This window comes from Guyparkeria halopsychrophila (genome assembly GCF_044582135.1).
In the GTDB taxonomy this organism is placed as follows: Bacteria; Pseudomonadota; Gammaproteobacteria; order Halothiobacillales; family Halothiobacillaceae; genus Guyparkeria.
Genome location: NZ_JBDODP010000005.1, coordinates 32,351 through 47,429 on the forward strand (window position 1 = coordinate 32,351; position 15,079 = coordinate 47,429).

General features: G+C 63.2%; 9 protein-coding genes. 6 read left to right on the forward strand and 3 right to left on the reverse strand.

Annotated elements, in window-relative coordinates:
* Nucleotides 1–40: 40 nt before the first annotated feature.
* From ABGV18_RS03555 to ABGV18_RS03565, 3 genes are all read right to left on the reverse strand, one after another.
* The gene (locus ABGV18_RS03555) at nucleotides 41–2,782 is read right to left on the reverse strand and encodes an EAL domain-containing protein (protein WP_396584837.1); all 2,742 of its coding nucleotides are present in this window, start codon (nucleotides 2,780–2,782) and stop codon (nucleotides 41–43) included.
* A 94-nt stretch (nucleotides 2,783–2,876) separates the two neighbouring features.
* Nucleotides 2,877–5,600: an EAL domain-containing protein gene (locus ABGV18_RS03560; RefSeq protein WP_396584838.1), complete on the reverse strand. Its 2,724-nt coding sequence runs from the start codon at nucleotides 5,598–5,600 to the stop codon at nucleotides 2,877–2,879.
* Nucleotides 5,601–5,839: 239 nt separating this feature from the next.
* Entirely contained in the window at nucleotides 5,840–7,075 is a 1,236-nt protein-coding gene (locus tag ABGV18_RS03565) for an argininosuccinate synthase (protein WP_396584839.1), read from the reverse strand.
* A gap of 328 nt (nucleotides 7,076–7,403) precedes the next feature.
* Here ABGV18_RS03565 and aceE point away from each other — a divergent pair, with 328 nt between their 5' ends.
* The 6 genes from aceE (at nucleotide 7,404) to ABGV18_RS03595 (ending at nucleotide 15,007) form a co-directional block, all read left to right on the forward strand.
* The gene (aceE, locus tag ABGV18_RS03570) at nucleotides 7,404–10,061 is read left to right on the forward strand and encodes a pyruvate dehydrogenase (acetyl-transferring), homodimeric type (RefSeq protein ID WP_396584840.1); all 2,658 of its coding nucleotides are present in this window, start codon (nucleotides 7,404–7,406) and stop codon (nucleotides 10,059–10,061) included.
* Between the two features lie 57 nt (nucleotides 10,062–10,118).
* The gene (gene aceF, locus ABGV18_RS03575; protein ID WP_396584886.1) at nucleotides 10,119–11,522 is read left to right on the forward strand and encodes a dihydrolipoyllysine-residue acetyltransferase; all 1,404 of its coding nucleotides are present in this window, start codon (nucleotides 10,119–10,121) and stop codon (nucleotides 11,520–11,522) included.
* Nucleotides 11,523–11,532: 10 nt separating this feature from the next.
* Entirely contained in the window at nucleotides 11,533–13,305 is a 1,773-nt protein-coding gene (lpdA, locus tag ABGV18_RS03580; RefSeq protein WP_396584841.1) for a dihydrolipoyl dehydrogenase, read from the forward strand.
* A 27-nt stretch (nucleotides 13,306–13,332) separates the two neighbouring features.
* Nucleotides 13,333–14,118, forward strand: a complete 786-nt coding sequence (locus ABGV18_RS03585) for a TSUP family transporter (protein WP_396584842.1) — start codon at nucleotides 13,333–13,335, stop codon at nucleotides 14,116–14,118.
* Between the two features lie 52 nt (nucleotides 14,119–14,170).
* On the forward strand, nucleotides 14,171–14,665 hold the full coding sequence (coaD, locus tag ABGV18_RS03590; protein WP_396584843.1) for a pantetheine-phosphate adenylyltransferase: 495 nt from the start codon (nucleotides 14,171–14,173) through the stop codon (nucleotides 14,663–14,665).
* A gap of 93 nt (nucleotides 14,666–14,758) precedes the next feature.
* Nucleotides 14,759–15,007 (forward strand): YfhL family 4Fe-4S dicluster ferredoxin, encoded by a 249-nt coding sequence (locus ABGV18_RS03595; protein ID WP_396584844.1) that lies wholly within the window; start codon nucleotides 14,759–14,761, stop codon nucleotides 15,005–15,007.
* The last annotated feature ends 72 nt before the right edge of the window (nucleotides 15,008–15,079 follow it).

The following is a 15,079-nucleotide window of genomic DNA, read 5'->3' on the forward strand; positions in this document are numbered from 1 at the left end:
AATGAATCGCAGTCGGGTTTGAATCGAGCAGCGAGCTGCTTTAGACGAGGTCAGGCCCTGCGTGCCCTCTAGACGGTTCGGCCCCACCGTTGTCCAACGGAGTCGGGCGATGCAGCAGGAAGCCTTGGATGTAATCGACACCCATCTCGGTCACTTGTCGATACTGGTCGTCGGTTTCCACCCATTCGGCCACGGTCTGCGCGCCCATTACGCGTGACACCTGGACGATGGCGGAGACGATTACAGCGGCCACGGGATCATGTGACAGGTCTTCGACCAATCGCCCGTCGATCTTGATGATGTCCGGGTTGAGACGACGCAGGTATTCGAACGAAAGGAAACCGCCGCCGAAGTCGTCCAGGGCAAATCGGCACCCGATACGGCGCATTGCCCCGATCAATCGTTCGGCCTGATCGAGGTTGACGATCGCCGCGGTTTCGGTGATCTCGAAGACCACCCGCGCCGGGTCCACGTTCCATTCGCCGAGCTCATGGCGGATGAACTCCAGCATCTCCGGGTCTTGCACCGAGTGAGCGGAGAGATTGATGCTCACTGTGCCGCGATCTGGCGGCTGGCGAGCAAGCCAGCGGCAGCTATGGCGAATCACCCAGCGGTCGATTTCGCCCATGGCATGATGTTTCTCGGCGATCTCTATGTATTCACTGGGAAATCGCAGGCGCCCATCGGCGTCGGTCACGCGCAGGAGCATCTCGTGGAGCATGGGAATCCCCGCCTTTACGGGGACGATATGCTGGGCGGCCAGGTTAAGTCGATCCTCGGCGATTGCTGCGCGCAGGGCATTGTATCGTTGGATCTGTTGCTCGCGCTCCAGCATCTCGGTGTCCTCGCCGGAGAATTGCACCACCCGGTCGCCCCCCAGCCGTTGGGCACTCTGGCACGCACGCTCAGCGTCTTCCAGGCGTCGCGAGGCGAGCAGATCGTCGCTGTCGATCCGAGTCACGCCGACACTGGCCTTGAGCCGCAGGTGTTCGTGCTCGTCGGGCAGCCGAAACGCGTGAATGATTTCCAGCACCTCACGGGCGACCAGGGCGCAGGTGTCGCGGCTGGCTAGTGGCATCCAGATGGCGAATTCGTCCACCCCCATACGCGCGAGCACGGCATCCGACGGCAATTCGAGCGAGAAGTGACTGGCCAGCGAGGCGAGGATGCGGTCGCCCAACTCGCGGCTGCCGATTTCGTTGAGCAGCCGGAACTCGTCGAGGTCGGTCCAGACTAGACAACTGGCGTGGACCGGTTCGTTGCGTGGCGCCCTGCCGGGCATGGCCTGGGAGAGAAATTCCTCCATGGCCTCCCGGTTGAGCACCCCGGTCAACCGGTCATGGTTGGCCCGGTAGCTCAAGAGTGCATTGGCCGAGCGCAGATCGGTGACATCCAGCATCGACACGAGCAACTGGGTGCCGCCCTCCGCCTCGATCCGACTGAGCTTGAGGTTGACGTCAAATCGCTGCTTGTCCCGTTCGATCATGCCATCGACCGAGCACGTCTCTTGGGTCTCGACCGTTTCGACCAGATCACTGAACGAACATTGTGGTGACAGCCCCTCGGTCTGGAGATTGAACACCTCACAGAACGGCCGCCCAAACAACTCCCCGTCGAGGTCCGCGCGCGCAAAACCCTCGACCGCCCGATTGGTGAGAAGGATAGTCCCCGATGCGTCGGTGAGTACCGCGCCGGTATGCAAACCGGAAAAGGCGCGCCGGAGCCGACGTTTTTCGGCCCCCAGTCTTTTCGTGGCGCGCCGCGCCTGCCAGGCGAACAAGGCGAGCAGCACGGCCAGAACCAGCACGAAGTAGTGCCAGAAATGTCGCAACAAGGACGCGGGGGAGATCGGATCGGGGAGCCACTTGTCGCGCAGCCTTTCGACGATGGAGTAATCCAACGGCGGGCGCCATCCGGCAATTCGTGCCTGTTCGGCGGCCGGGGCGTCGGCAGGCATGGCGATCAATTGGCGGGCGACACCGGCCGCCAGGCCATCCGGCGCATGACGGGTGGCGGCAAAAGGCCATTCAGGCACCAACGGCGTATTGCTGGGATAAGGGAAACCCTCGCGTGCCGCATCCCCCACCGGCACCAGCCGGCTGTCGGGATAGGCTTCCAGGTAACTCTGAAAGAAGCTGGAACGCACCACCCCGGCGTGCGCTCGGCCATCGAGCACGGCATCCACTACCGCCTCCAAAGGCAGCCCGGTGAAAATCGGCGTGATCTCGTGCTCGACATCCAGCCCGGCATTCTCCAGTGCTTGCATCCCGAGCAGCCAGCCGCCCAGCGCATTCGGGCTGGTGCCGGCAACCCGGGCACCAACCAGGTCATCGAGTTCGGCAAAGCCGGTTCCCTGGCGGGTGAAGATCACCGCTCCCAACTGTTCCAGGGGCTGGCCGTTGGCCTCGACCACCAGGGTCGCCAACGGCCAGATGGAATCCAGTCGGGAGAGCTCCGCGTACTGCAGCGATTGCGTCAAAACGAAATCAAGCCGCCCTTCGACAAACGCATTGCGCAACTCGGAGAGAAAAAGGGGCTTGATGACAAAGCGATAGCCCGGGTTACGTTCGCTCAAGTAGTCGGCGGTCGGCTGCCAGCGGCCGAGTGCCTCGTCCTTGCCGGCGTAGGCGAGCACACCGACCTGAATCGACGTTGCCGCGGCGTCCCGGTCGGCTTGTGCGGGTGCAGGGTTGACGAGCCAAACCCAGGCCAGGGCAAACAACGCAAACGCGATCCGTCTACCACCAACGACAAACGGCCGACCGGTCTGCACTCCTCCCACGCCCAATTTCCACCCCGTGCCGAATCGCGGCATATCGTTGTCACCGTCAATGTCCTGCTTGTTATCGATCGCTCGGTCAAATGCGGGAGCGCCGTCAGCCAGCCAACACCGGGCGCTCCGCGGCGAGTCGTTCGACCAGTGATTCTGGACGATGCAGCAGGTAGCCCTGCACGAAATCCACCCCGATGCGCTCGAGTTGCGCCAGCGTGGCCGGCGTTTCCACCCACTCGCCTACCGTTTGGGCCCCCATGACTCGCGCCACGTCGTGAATGGATTCGACGATCACGGCGGCGACGCGGTCGTGTTCCAGGTCGCAGACCAGTTTGCCGTCGATTTTGACGATGTCCGGCTTGAGTCGACGCAGGAACTCGAACGAGATCAAGCCACCACCGAAGTCATCCAGAGCCACCAGGCAGCCAAGGTCGCGTAGCGAGGCTATCAGCTCCACTGCCTGATCAAAATTCGCGATGGCCGCCGTTTCGGTGATCTCGAAGCACAAGCAGGTCGGATCGATCTCGTAATGTTGCAACGTGTCCCGGACAAAGCCGACCAGTTCGCCGTCCTCCATCGACTGGCCGGAGAGGTTGATCGTCAATCGCATCGGCGGTGACCCGGCGATCAAGTGGTCACGTAGGGTCTGGAGCGTCCGGCGGACCACCCAACGATCGATCTGCGGCATGTAGTTGAATCGTTCGGCCAGCTCGATCAATGGGGCCGGCGAACCCAACTGGCCATTCTCTCCGGCCAGGCGGATCAAGACCTCAAGACGCACCCCGTCGGTTTCGGCGGCGCCGATGGCGTGGATTTCCTGGGCATGCAACACAAAACGATCCTGCTCGACCGCTTGCTTGAGACGGTTGAGTTCGGCGAAATCGGTCTGGCGCAGGGACCGTTCACCGGCGCTTTCCTCGAACCCGACCAAGCGGTTGCCGCCCAGCTTCTGAGCGGTCACACAGGCCGATTCGGCCTCCTCGAGGACGGTGGCGGCGTTGTAGCCACCATCAGCGGCCACCTCGCGAACACCGATGCTGGCCGAGGTGCGCAACGCCCGGTCGTCCCCGTCGAGGCGAAAATCCCGGATCGCGTGGAGTACCCGTTCCGGCCAGTCGTCGCCGGCCGACGCGGCCAGGTAGATGCCGAATTCGTCACCGCCAAGGCGCCCCACCGGCGTGTTGGGCGGCAACATGACCCGCAGGTAGCCCGCCAGACGACGGACCAGCTCGTCTCCCATCCGATGCGAGCCTCCTTCGTTGACCAGGCGAAAATGATCCAGATCCACCCAGAGCAGCGTTCCGCCTTCACCGCTCCGTTCTGCATCCGTGGGCTGCATCCGCGACTCGACTTGATCGAGGAAATGCCGTCGCGTCAACAGACCGGTCAGCTCGTCGTGCGTGGCGCGATAGGCCAGCTGCCGACTGGTCTCGTCGAGCTCGGTGATGTCCATCATCGAGACGACCAGCCGCCGCACCTCGCCGAGGTCGGCGACGTCGTCCATTCGAGCGGCCGTCAGGTTGAGCACCCGCCTGGGATGGCCATGCGCGAGGATTACCGCGTATTCCACCCAGCTGCGGGTGGCCAACTGTTCGATCATGCCGGCAAGCGAAAAGTCATGGGTGTCATGGCGCAACATCAACGCGAACACGTCCGTCAGGCGTTGACCCACGGCCTCCACCGACTGCATCCCCTCAGGCAGCAACCGCTCGGCCGAGGGGTTGGGAAACTGGATGCGCCCTTCCCCGTCGAGCGTGACAACGGCATCGTGCATCGCCGTCAGTGCAGCCCGATGCTCGCGCTCGCGTTGGGCGAGAAGACGGCGGGCTCGCCATTGTTGCCAGAGCAGGAGGGATAACAGCGCACTCAAGCCGACGGGCACGACCCACCAGTGCGCCCGGAACCAGTCGACCATGTCGACTGGTGGGGTGAGCCATCGATCGGCCAGCGCCTCGAGGTCACCGTAATCGACCGGTTCAGACCAGCCGGACAGGTTGGCGGCAAGGAGGGGTGCCGAATCGGTCGGCATCGAGAGCAACGCCGAACGGACCTGTTGGCGCAATGCCGGCGCCGTCCGCGTCGTTGCGGCCAATGGCCACTGCGGTACCAGTCGGCTCGAGAGGGCATGCGGATAACCCGGTTCACTGACACGGTTGAGCACGCTGAATGTCTCGGCTGTGTAGCGCCCGGCTTCGATTTCCCGCGTGAGCACATCGGCCCGCACGATACCGGCATCCGCCCGCCCGGCTGCCACCGCGCCGAGCACATTGCTCATGGGTAGACCGACGTACAGGGGCAGGATGTCGTTCTCGATCGACAGCCCGGCCCGTTCAATCTCCTCGGCACCCAGGATCCAGGCCCCAAGGGCATTGGGCGCCACCCCCGCAACGATTGCGCCCTGCAAGTCAGCCAGGTCGTTAATCTCATCGCGCCCGGCCAGGCGCACGATCACCGACCCGAAGCGATTGCTCGGACTGCCCGCGCCGTTGACCACCCGGGTCGCCAGGGCTTCGAGGCCGTAGTCGGCACGCAACTGGACGAATTGAAGTGGTTGGAGGTGAACGAAGTGCAGTTCGTTCTGCCGGACGGCACGTGCCACTTCCTGCAGGTACAGCGGCCGGATCTCGAAACGCGTCCCCTTGATGCGGTCACTGAGGTAATCGGCGGTCGGGTTCCAGCGCGCCTGCGCCTCCTCCTTGCTGGTGATGGTGAGCACGCCGATGCTGATCAGTCGATCGTCACTCGCCCATGCCTGGGCATGGATCGGGGACTGCCACGCTGCAAGCACGATGATCCCGATCAACAGGCGTTGCACGGTGTGTTGCATCAAACCAACCCCCGCTCGGCTGGTGGCACCGATGACACAAAAAAGGCGGGCCGTGACCATCGCCACGACCCGCCCTATCAGCGGAGATACCTTTTTGGCGACCATTTCCCTGCGGTTTACCACTCGCTGCATGCCAGACATCCCTTGCCTGTGAATCACACCCTTTCGGGTACCGGTCGGCCCGTCCCCGTTGCGCCGGGAGGGAGCCCGGTTTGCTGCCGGGACACCCTTCCAACCGCTTAGCCGCGTCGGCCGGCCTTCGCGCTGATGCGCAGACGCAGGGCGTTGAGCTTGATGAAGCCCTCGGCATCGCGCTGGTCGTAGGCACCGGCGTCGTCCTCGAATGTCGCGATTGCCGGGTCGAACAGGCTGTTGTCGGACTGGCGGCCAGCCACGATCACGTTGCCCTTGTACAGGCGCAGGCGCACGTCACCGTTGACGTTGTCTTGTGTCGCGTCGATGGCCTTTTGCAGCATCTCGCGCTCGGGGGCGAACCAGTACCCGTTGTACACCAATTCGGCGTACTTGGGCATGAGTTCATCCTTCATGTGCGCCTCGCCACGATCGAGCGTGAGCGACTCGAGTGCGCGACGCGCCTTCAGCATAATGGTGCCACCCGGGGTCTCGTAGCAGCCGCGCGATTTCATGCCCACGTAACGGTTTTCGACCATGTCGAGTCGACCGATGCCGTTGGCACCACCCAGCTGGTTGAGCTTCTCGAGCAGCGTGGCCGGCGAAAGCGTCTCGCCGTCGATCGAGACCGGGTCGCCCTTCTCGAAACCGATCACGATCTCGGTCGCTTCATCGGGCGCCCGCTCCGGGCTGACCGACCAACGCCACATGTCCTCCTCCGGCTCCCACCACGGATCCTCGAGGTTCCCGCCCTCGTAGGAGATGTGCAGCAGGTTGGCATCCATTGAGTACGGCGATTTCTTGCCGGCGGCGGCGAAGTCGACCGGGATGTCGCGGGACTCCGCGTAGTTCATCAGCTTCTCGCGGGAGGTGAGGTCCCACTCGCGCCATGGAGCGATCACCTTGATGTCCGGATTGAGTGCGTAGGCATTGAGCTCGAAACGCACCTGGTCGTTGCCCTTGCCGGTAGCGCCGTGAGCGACGGCATCGGCACCGGTCTCGCGGGCGATGTCCACCAGGCGCTTGGCGATCAACGGACGAGCGATGGACGTGCCCAGCAGGTACTCGCCCTCGTAGATGGCGTTGGCGCGGAACATCGGGAAGACGTAGTCGCGCACGAAGGTCTCGCGCAGGTCGTCGATGTAGATTTCCTTGACGCCCATCTTCTCGGCCTTCTCACGCGCCGGGTCGAGCTCCTCGCCCTGCCCCAGGTCCGCGGTAAAGGTGACGACCTCGCAGTCATAGGTCTCTTCCAGCCACTTGAGGATCACCGAGGTGTCCAGACCGCCGGAGTAGGCCAGTACCACCTTGCCGAGCTTCTTGGGGGCCGCGGGATTACTCATCAGAACTCCTGATTTCGATTTGTGTTTGCGATGTGCTTGGCACGAGATCGCGCCATTATATAGACACCGCTGCGCCTTGACAGGGCATAGGGATTTTCAATCCCCCGATTACGCCACTCCCAGGGCCGTCAATATGGCACTCTTCTGATTGCTTGCGTCCCTGAAAAGGGGCGTGAAACGGCTTCTCCATGCGCTCGTGCATAGGAAAACGCGGCGTAATCGCGCATAATGAGGCGCAAATTTTGGTCCGGTGCGACCATCGAAACCCCGCCATGAGGCGCTTTGTGGGGATTTCGGACGCGCCCAACGACAGCTTTGAGGAGTGCTTGTGACCGATTACATCGATCAGGATCCGCAGGAAACCCGGGAATGGCTCGACGCACTCGAGGCAGTGGTCAGCTTTGAAGGGACGGAAAAGGCCCGCCATTTGATTGGCAACATGATCGAGCTGGCGCGCCAGCACGGCATCGACACCCCCTACTCCGCGACCACCCCCTACATCAACACCATTCCGCCCGAGAACGAGCCGCAGTATCCCGGCGACCGTCAGATCGAGCAGCGCCTGCGCGCCCTGATCCGCTGGAACGCCATGGCGATCGTGGTGCGGGCCAACAAGGAAAGCTCGGTCGGCGGCCACATCGCCTCCTATCAGTCCAGCGCGACCATGTACGAGGTCGCCCTGAACCACTTCTTCAAGGGTCACGACCACCCGGAAGGCGCCGACATGGTGTTCTTCCAGGGTCACGTCGCGCCGGGGATGTACGCCCGGGCGTACCTCGAGGGACGCATCACCGAAGACCAGCTGCTCAACTACCGCCAGGAAGCGCACAAGGATGGACTGAGCTCCTACCCGCACCCCTGGCTGATGCCGAACTTCTGGCAGTTCCCGACCGTCTCCATGGGCCTGGGGCCGCTGATGGCGATCTACCAGGCACGCTTCATGAAATACATGGACGCGCGCGGTTTCGGCAAGATCAACAGCCGCAAGGTCTACGCCTTCCTCGGTGATGGCGAGATGGACGAGCCGGAATCACTCGGCGCCATCGGCCTGGCCGTGCGCGAGAAGCTCGACAATCTGGTCTTCATCGTCAACGCCAACCTGCAGCGCCTCGATGGCCCGGTTCGCGGCAACGGCAAGATCATCCAGGAACTCGAGGGTAGCTTCCGGGGCGCCGGCTGGAACGTGATCAAGGTCATCTGGGGGCCGGGCTGGGACGAGCTGCTGGCTCGCGACAAGTCGGGCAAGCTGATGGAACGGATGATGGAAGTTCCCGACGGCGAATATCAGGCCTACAAGGCCAAGGATGGCGCCTTCGTCCGCGAGCACTTCTTCGGCAAGTACCCGGAGACCGCCGAGCTGGTCAAGAACATGACCGACGACGAGATCTTCTCGCTCACCCGTGGTGGCCACAGCCCGCGCAAGATGTACGCGGCCTACAAGGCGGCCAACGACTGCAAGGGCAAGCCGACCGTCATCATCGCCAAGACCATCAAGGGTTACGGCATGGGCCCGTTCGGCGAAGGCGCGATGACCGCCCACCAGCAAAAGAAGTTGGACAACGACGGGCTGAAGTACTTTCGCGACCGTTTCGGCTTGCCGATCTCCGACGAGCAGCTCGAAAAGAACGTGCCGTTCTACAAGCCGGACGACAGCCACGAGCTGATCAAGTACATGAACGAGCGGCGCAAGGAGCTGGGCGGCTACCTGCCCTCCCGCGTCGACCGCGCCGAGTCCATCCCGGCACCGGAGCTCAAGGCCTTCGACATGATCCTCAAGGGCACCGGCGAGCGCGAGATGTCCTCGACCATGCTCTTCGGTCGCATCCTGGCGATGATCCTGCGCGACAAGAAGCTCGGCAAGCGCGTCGTGCCGATCATCCCGGACGAGGCCCGCACCTTCGGTCTCGAGGGGTTGTTCCGCCAGGTGGGTATCTACGACCCCGCCGGTCAGCTCTACGAGCCGGTCGATTCGGACCAGGTGGCCTGGTACAAGCAGGCGGCCAACGGCCAGGTGCTGCAGGAAGGCATCAACGAGGCCGGCTCCATGTCCTCGTGGCTGGCCGCGGCCACCGCCTACGCCAACTACGGTGAGGCGATGGTGCCGTTCTACATCTACTACTCGATGTTCGGCTACCAGCGCGTGGGCGATCTGGCCTGGCTGGCGGGCGACATCCGGGCGCGTGGCTTCCTGATTGGGGCGACCGCCGGCCGGACCACGCTCGAGGGCGAGGGTCTGCAGCACAACGACGGCCACAACATCATGATGTTCTCGGTCGTGCCCAGCTGCCGCGTCTTCGATCCGACCTACGGCTACGAGATGGCCATCATCATCCGTGATGGCCTGCAGGCGATGGTCGAGGAAAAGCAGGATTGCTACTACTACATCACCGCGATGAACGAGAACTACGCCCACCCCGCGATGCCCGAGGGTATCGAGGAAGGCGTTCTCAAGGGCGCCTATCGCCTGCGCGAGAGCAAGAAGAAACTTAAGAACCGTGTCCAGCTGATGGGTTCCGGCACCATCCTGCGCGAGGCCGAGACCGCGGCCGTGATGCTCGAGGGCGACTGGAAAATAGCGGCCGATGTCTGGTCGGCAACCAGCTTTACCGAGCTGGCCCGCGAAGGTCAGGCCTGCGAACGGCACAACCGGCTGCACCCAGAAGCCGATCCCAAGACGCCGTACATCACCGCCGCCCTTGAGGAACGCAACGCCCCGGTTATCGCGGCGACTGACTACATCCAGGCCTACCCGGATCAGATCCGTCGATTCGTGCCAAATTCGTTCACCATCCTGGGCACCGACGGCTACGGCCGTTCCGATACCCGCGCGGCACTGCGTCGCTTCTTCGAAGTCGATGCCGCCCACATCGTGGTCGCCGCGCTCAAGGCCCTGGCCGACGAAGGCACCATCCCGGCCACCAAGGTCACCGAGGCGATCAAGAAATACGACATCGATCCGGACTGCGGCCCGCCGATCGAGCGCTAAGACCTACCGCCCCTGCCCCGCTCATGCCGGCATGACGCGGGGCACCGGCCCCATTCGATCCGACGCCCGCAAAAAGACGCGGACGCGCATGCAACCTTTCATGGAGACAGGCTGATGGCCATCAAGTCGATCACCCTCCCCGATATCGGCAATTACGACAACACCCCGGTTATCGAGGTGCTGATCTCGCCCGGCGACCGGGTGGAAAAGGAAGACTCGCTGATCACGCTGGAGTCCGACAAGGCCACGATGGAGATCCCGTCCCCCTACGCGGGCGAGATCAAGAAGGTGCTGGTCAAGGTGGACGACTCCCTGAAACAAGGAGACCTGATCGCCGAGATCGAGGCCGAGGAAGATTCCGGAGACGACGCCGAAACGCCCTCGAGCCAAGAAGCGGCAAGCCAGGAAGAGTCGACCAAGGAAGAGTCAGCCGAGGCAAAGCCGGACGAGAAACCGGCCGAGACCGAGAAGCCGGTACCGGCTGGCGAGAAGCCCGCCGAGCCCGCGGCCCAGGCGCCGCAGACACCCGCGCCCGTCAATCGCCAGAGTGCCGGTGCGGCCTTCCACGCCAGTCCATCGGTGCGTGTTTTCGCCCGAAAACTGGGCGTGGACCTGGCCAATGTCACTGGCACCGGTCCCAAGGGCCGCATCCGGCAGGAAGACGTCGAAGGCGCGATCAAGACGGTGATGGAAGGCGTGGCCAAGGGCGGGGCGGCTACCGGGGCGGGCATCCCGCCGCTGCCGGAGATCGACTTCTCCCAGTTCGGCGAGATCGAGGAAAGCCCGCTCTCACGCATCAAGAAGCTTTCCGGCAAGCATCTCTCGACTGCTTGGTTGAACATTCCGCACGTCACGCAGTTCGACGAAACGGATATCACCGAGGTCGAGGCCTTCCGCAAGTCACTCAAGCCGCGCGCTGAGAAGGCCGGCATCAAGATGACGCCGCTCGTGTTCGTGCTCAAGGCGCTGGCGCACGTGCTGCGCGAGTTCCCGCACATGAATGCCTCGCTCGCGCCCGATGGCGAGAAGCTGATCGTCAAGCAGTACATCAACCTCGGCGTGGCCGTGGATACCCCCAAAGGGCTGCTGGTGCCGGTGGTGCGCGATGTCGACAAGAAGGGCATCTTCGAGCTCTCCGAGGAACTGATGGCCATCTCGGAGCGTGCCCGAAACGGCAAGCTGACCGGTGAGGACCTCTCCGGCGGTACGTTCTCGGTCTCCAGCCTCGGGGGCATCGGCGGCACCCAGTTCACGCCAATCGTCAACGGTCCGGAAGTGGGCATCCTCGGGGTGTCCAAGGCCAGCATGCAGCCGGTCTGGGATGGTTCAGACTTCGTGCCGCGCCTGATGCTGCCGCTGGCGTTGTCCTACGATCACCGCGTCATCGATGGCGCCGAGGGCGCGCGGTTCATGACCACGCTCTCGCGCACGCTCACCGATCTTCGCGAACTGATGCTGTAAGGAGCACCGGATGACCATCGAAACCATCAACCTGCCGGACATCGGCAACTTTGACGAAGTCGAGATCATCGAGGTGCTGGTCGAGGCCGGCGACGCCGTCGAGGCCGAAGACTCGTTGATCACCCTGGAGACCGACAAGGCCACCATGGAGATCCCGGCACCCGCCGCCGGCACGATCACCGAGATGCTGGTCGGCGTGGGCGACAAGGTCCGCACCGGCAAGCCGATCGCCAAGTACGAGCCCGCCGCAGCCGATGGCACGGACGACAAGGACGACAAGGCCGATGCACCGGCCGAGACAGCCCCTGCCCCGACCGAGGAAGACAAGTCGGCCGCACCCGCTGCTGCCGCAACCACCGACGCCAAGGCCGACGTCGAGTGCGAGATTTGCGTCCTGGGTGGCGGCCCGGGCGGCTACACCTCCGCCTTCCGCGCCGCGGATCTGGGCAAGAAGGTGGTGCTGATCGAGCGCTATCCCGTCATCGGCGGCGTGTGCCTGAATGTCGGCTGCATTCCGTCCAAGGCGTTGCTGCACGTCTCCGAAGTGCTCAACGAAACCCGCTCGATGGGCGCGCACGGTGTGACATTCGCCGAGCCCAAGATCGATCTGGACAAGCTGCGCGGCTTCAAGGAAAAGACGATCAAGAAGCTCACCGGTGGCCTCGAGGCCCTGGCCAAGCAACGCAAGGTGCAGATCGTGCGCGGTTACGGCCGTTTCGTCGATCCGCACCACGTCGCGGTCACCGATGACGATGGCAAGGAAACCCTGGTCCGGTTCGACAACGCCATCGTCGCCGCCGGCTCCCAGCCGGTGAAGCTGCCGTTCATTCCGCACGACGACCCGCGCGTGATGGACTCCACCGACGCTCTCGAACTCGAGGAAGTGCCGGGCAAAATGCTGGTCATCGGCGGCGGCATCATCGGTCTGGAAATGGCGCAGGTCTATGATTCGCTCGGCGCCGATATTTCGATCGTCGAACTGGCCGACACCATTATCCCGGGGGCCGACAAGGACCTGACCCGTCCGTTGCTGAAGATCCTCAAGAAGCGCTACCAGGACATTTTCCTCGGCTCGAAGGTGACCAATGTCGAGGCCAAGAAAGATGGCCTTCATGTCACCTTCGAGGGCAAAAACACACCGGAAACGGCTGTTTTCGATCGCATTCTGGTCGCCGTTGGTCGCGCGCCGAACGGCAAGAAGATCGATGCGGACAAGGCCGGCGTATCGGTCGACGAGCGCGGCTTCATCGCCGTCGACGAGCGGATGCGGACCAACGTCGAGCATATCCATGCGATCGGCGACGTGGTCGGTCAGCCGATGCTGGCCCACAAGGCGGTGCACGAGGGCAAGGTCGCCGCCGAGGTGATCTGTGGTCTGCCGTCGGCCTTCACGCCGATGGGGATTCCCAGCGTGGCCTACACCGATCCGGAGGTCGCCTGGGCCGGCAAGACCGAGGACGAGCTCAAGGCCGAGGGTGTCGAGTACGAGAAAGGCGCCTTCCCCTGGGCCGCCTCAGGCCGATCGCTGAGTCTTGGCCGCGACGAAGGTCTTACCAAGGCCTTGTTCTGCAAGAAGACCCACCGCCTGCTCGGCGCGGGCATCGTCGGCCCCAACGCCGGCGAGTTGATCGCAGAAGCCATGCTGGCGATCGAGATGGGCGCGGACATGGCCGACATCGGCTTGACGATCCATCCCCACCCCACCCTGTCGGAGACCCTTGGCTTCGCCGCCGAGATGGCCGAAGGCACCATCACGGACCTGCTGCCGCCCAAGAAACGCTGATTGGGCGCCGGCAAAGGGAGGACGCGAATGGAATACCTGTTGTTCGCCATCCTCGGCATCGTCGGTGGAGTGGCCGCCGGCCTGCTCGGCATTGGTGGCGGACTGATCATGGTGCCCGTCCTGCTGATGATCTTTCCGACCATCGGTATCAGCGGCCCCCATCTGGTGCATATCGCGATCGGCACGTCATTGGCGGCTATCGTGTTTGCCTCGATTACCTCGGTATACAGCCACCACCGGCACGGGGGCGTGCTCTGGGACGTGTTCGCGCGGTTTGCGCCGGGGATGGCGCTCGGGGCTATTCTGGGCTCGACGGTGGCGCATTACCTGCCCGGCAACGTGCTCAAGATTGTCTTCGGCGTGCTCGAGATCGCGGTGGCCCTGCAGATGGCCTTCGGCAAGACGCCGCCGGCCAGTCGGCAGCTTCCCGGAATCGTCCCGCTCACCGGGGTATCGAGCACCTTCGGGGCGATCGCCTCGATCATGGGCATGGGCGGCGGCGCAATGACGACCCCGTTCTTCCTCTACTGCAACGTCACCGCTCGTAACGCGATTGCGACCAGCGCCTCGCTGACCCTGCCGACCGCGTTCTTCGGCGCGGCCGGGTACATTGTCAGCGGCTGGACCATCGAGGGTCTGCCCGAGATGACGGCCGGCTACGTGTACCTGCCGGCACTGGCGGGTATTGCCGTGTTCTCGGTGCTTTTCGCCCCCATCGGTGCCAAACTCGCGCAGATATTGCCGGCCCTGATGCTCAAACGCATCTTCGCCTTTGTGCTGATGGGTCTGGGCATTCACATGATTCTTTCCTGATCCGGGCCTGCACCCGATCCGCTTTCGACCTCAGTCCATCGGGGGCTTCTGCATGACACGCAAGAAACGCATCGCGGTCTATCCGGGCACGTTCGATCCGATCACGTATGGACATGTCGATCTCGCCCATCGTGCCGCCCGGCTGTTCGACGAGGTGATCGTTGCCGTCGCCGGTGATTCGGGCAAGCAAACCCTTTTCTCCCTGGAAAAGCGACGCACCCTGGTCGAAGAGGCGATCGGGGACGAGACCGGTGCGATTCGGGTGGGCTCGTTCGATGGTCTGTTGGTGGACTTTGCCGCCGAGGTGGGGGCCACCGCCCTGGTGCGGGGATTGCGCGCGGTGAGTGATTTCGAGTACGAAATTCAGCTGGCTGCCATCAATCGACGACTCAACAGTGAACTCGAAACCGTGTTTCTTTCCCCGGCCGAAGATCTTGGGTTCATCTCGTCGAGTATCGTGCGTGAACTGGCGCGCCTCGGTGGTGATGTCACCGACTTCGTTCCGCCGGCGGTGGTTCGAGCGCTGGACGATATTGACCGAGCCTGATACTGCGGAATTTTCTGCCCGAGCGCACCAAAATACCGTTTACCTGTTATCCTGTGCGCCAGTTAACGACGAGATTTTTGGGGAGGAATCCGCATGTCCCTGCTGATTACCGACGAATGCATCAACTGCGATGTCTGCGAGCCGGAATGCCCGAATGGCGCCATTTCCCAGGGTGACGAGATCTACGAGATCGCACCCAACCTCTGCACCGAGTGCGTGGGTCATTACGATGAACCGCAGTGCGTGGAGGTTTGCCCGGTCGATTGCATCATCACCGACCCGGACAACAAAGAGACCGAAGATCAGCTGATGGGCAAGTACCAGCAACTGACGGGCAGCTAAGCTCGACCGAGCCTCTGCTCAAGCAAAAACCCGCCGGAGGTTCGGCGGGTTTTTTACGTTCGGCCATTCAAT

What these genes read in the sequence shown, in the direction of transcription:
- coaD (WP_396584843.1), top strand. Translation starts at nt 14,171, where the DNA reads ATGACACGCAAGAAACGCATCGCGGTCTATCCGGGCACGTTCGATCCG.
- lpdA (WP_396584841.1), top strand. Translation starts at nt 11,533, where the DNA reads ATGACCATCGAAACCATCAACCTGCCGGACATCGGCAACTTTGACGAA.
- ABGV18_RS03585 (WP_396584842.1), top strand. Translation starts at nt 13,333, where the DNA reads ATGGAATACCTGTTGTTCGCCATCCTCGGCATCGTCGGTGGAGTGGCC.
- ABGV18_RS03595 (WP_396584844.1), top strand. Translation starts at nt 14,759, where the DNA reads ATGTCCCTGCTGATTACCGACGAATGCATCAACTGCGATGTCTGCGAG.
- ABGV18_RS03565 (WP_396584839.1), bottom strand. Translation starts at nt 7,075, where the DNA reads ATGAGTAATCCCGCGGCCCCCAAGAAGCTCGGCAAGGTGGTACTGGCC.
- ABGV18_RS03560 (WP_396584838.1), bottom strand. Translation starts at nt 5,600, where the DNA reads ATGCAACACACCGTGCAACGCCTGTTGATCGGGATCATCGTGCTTGCA.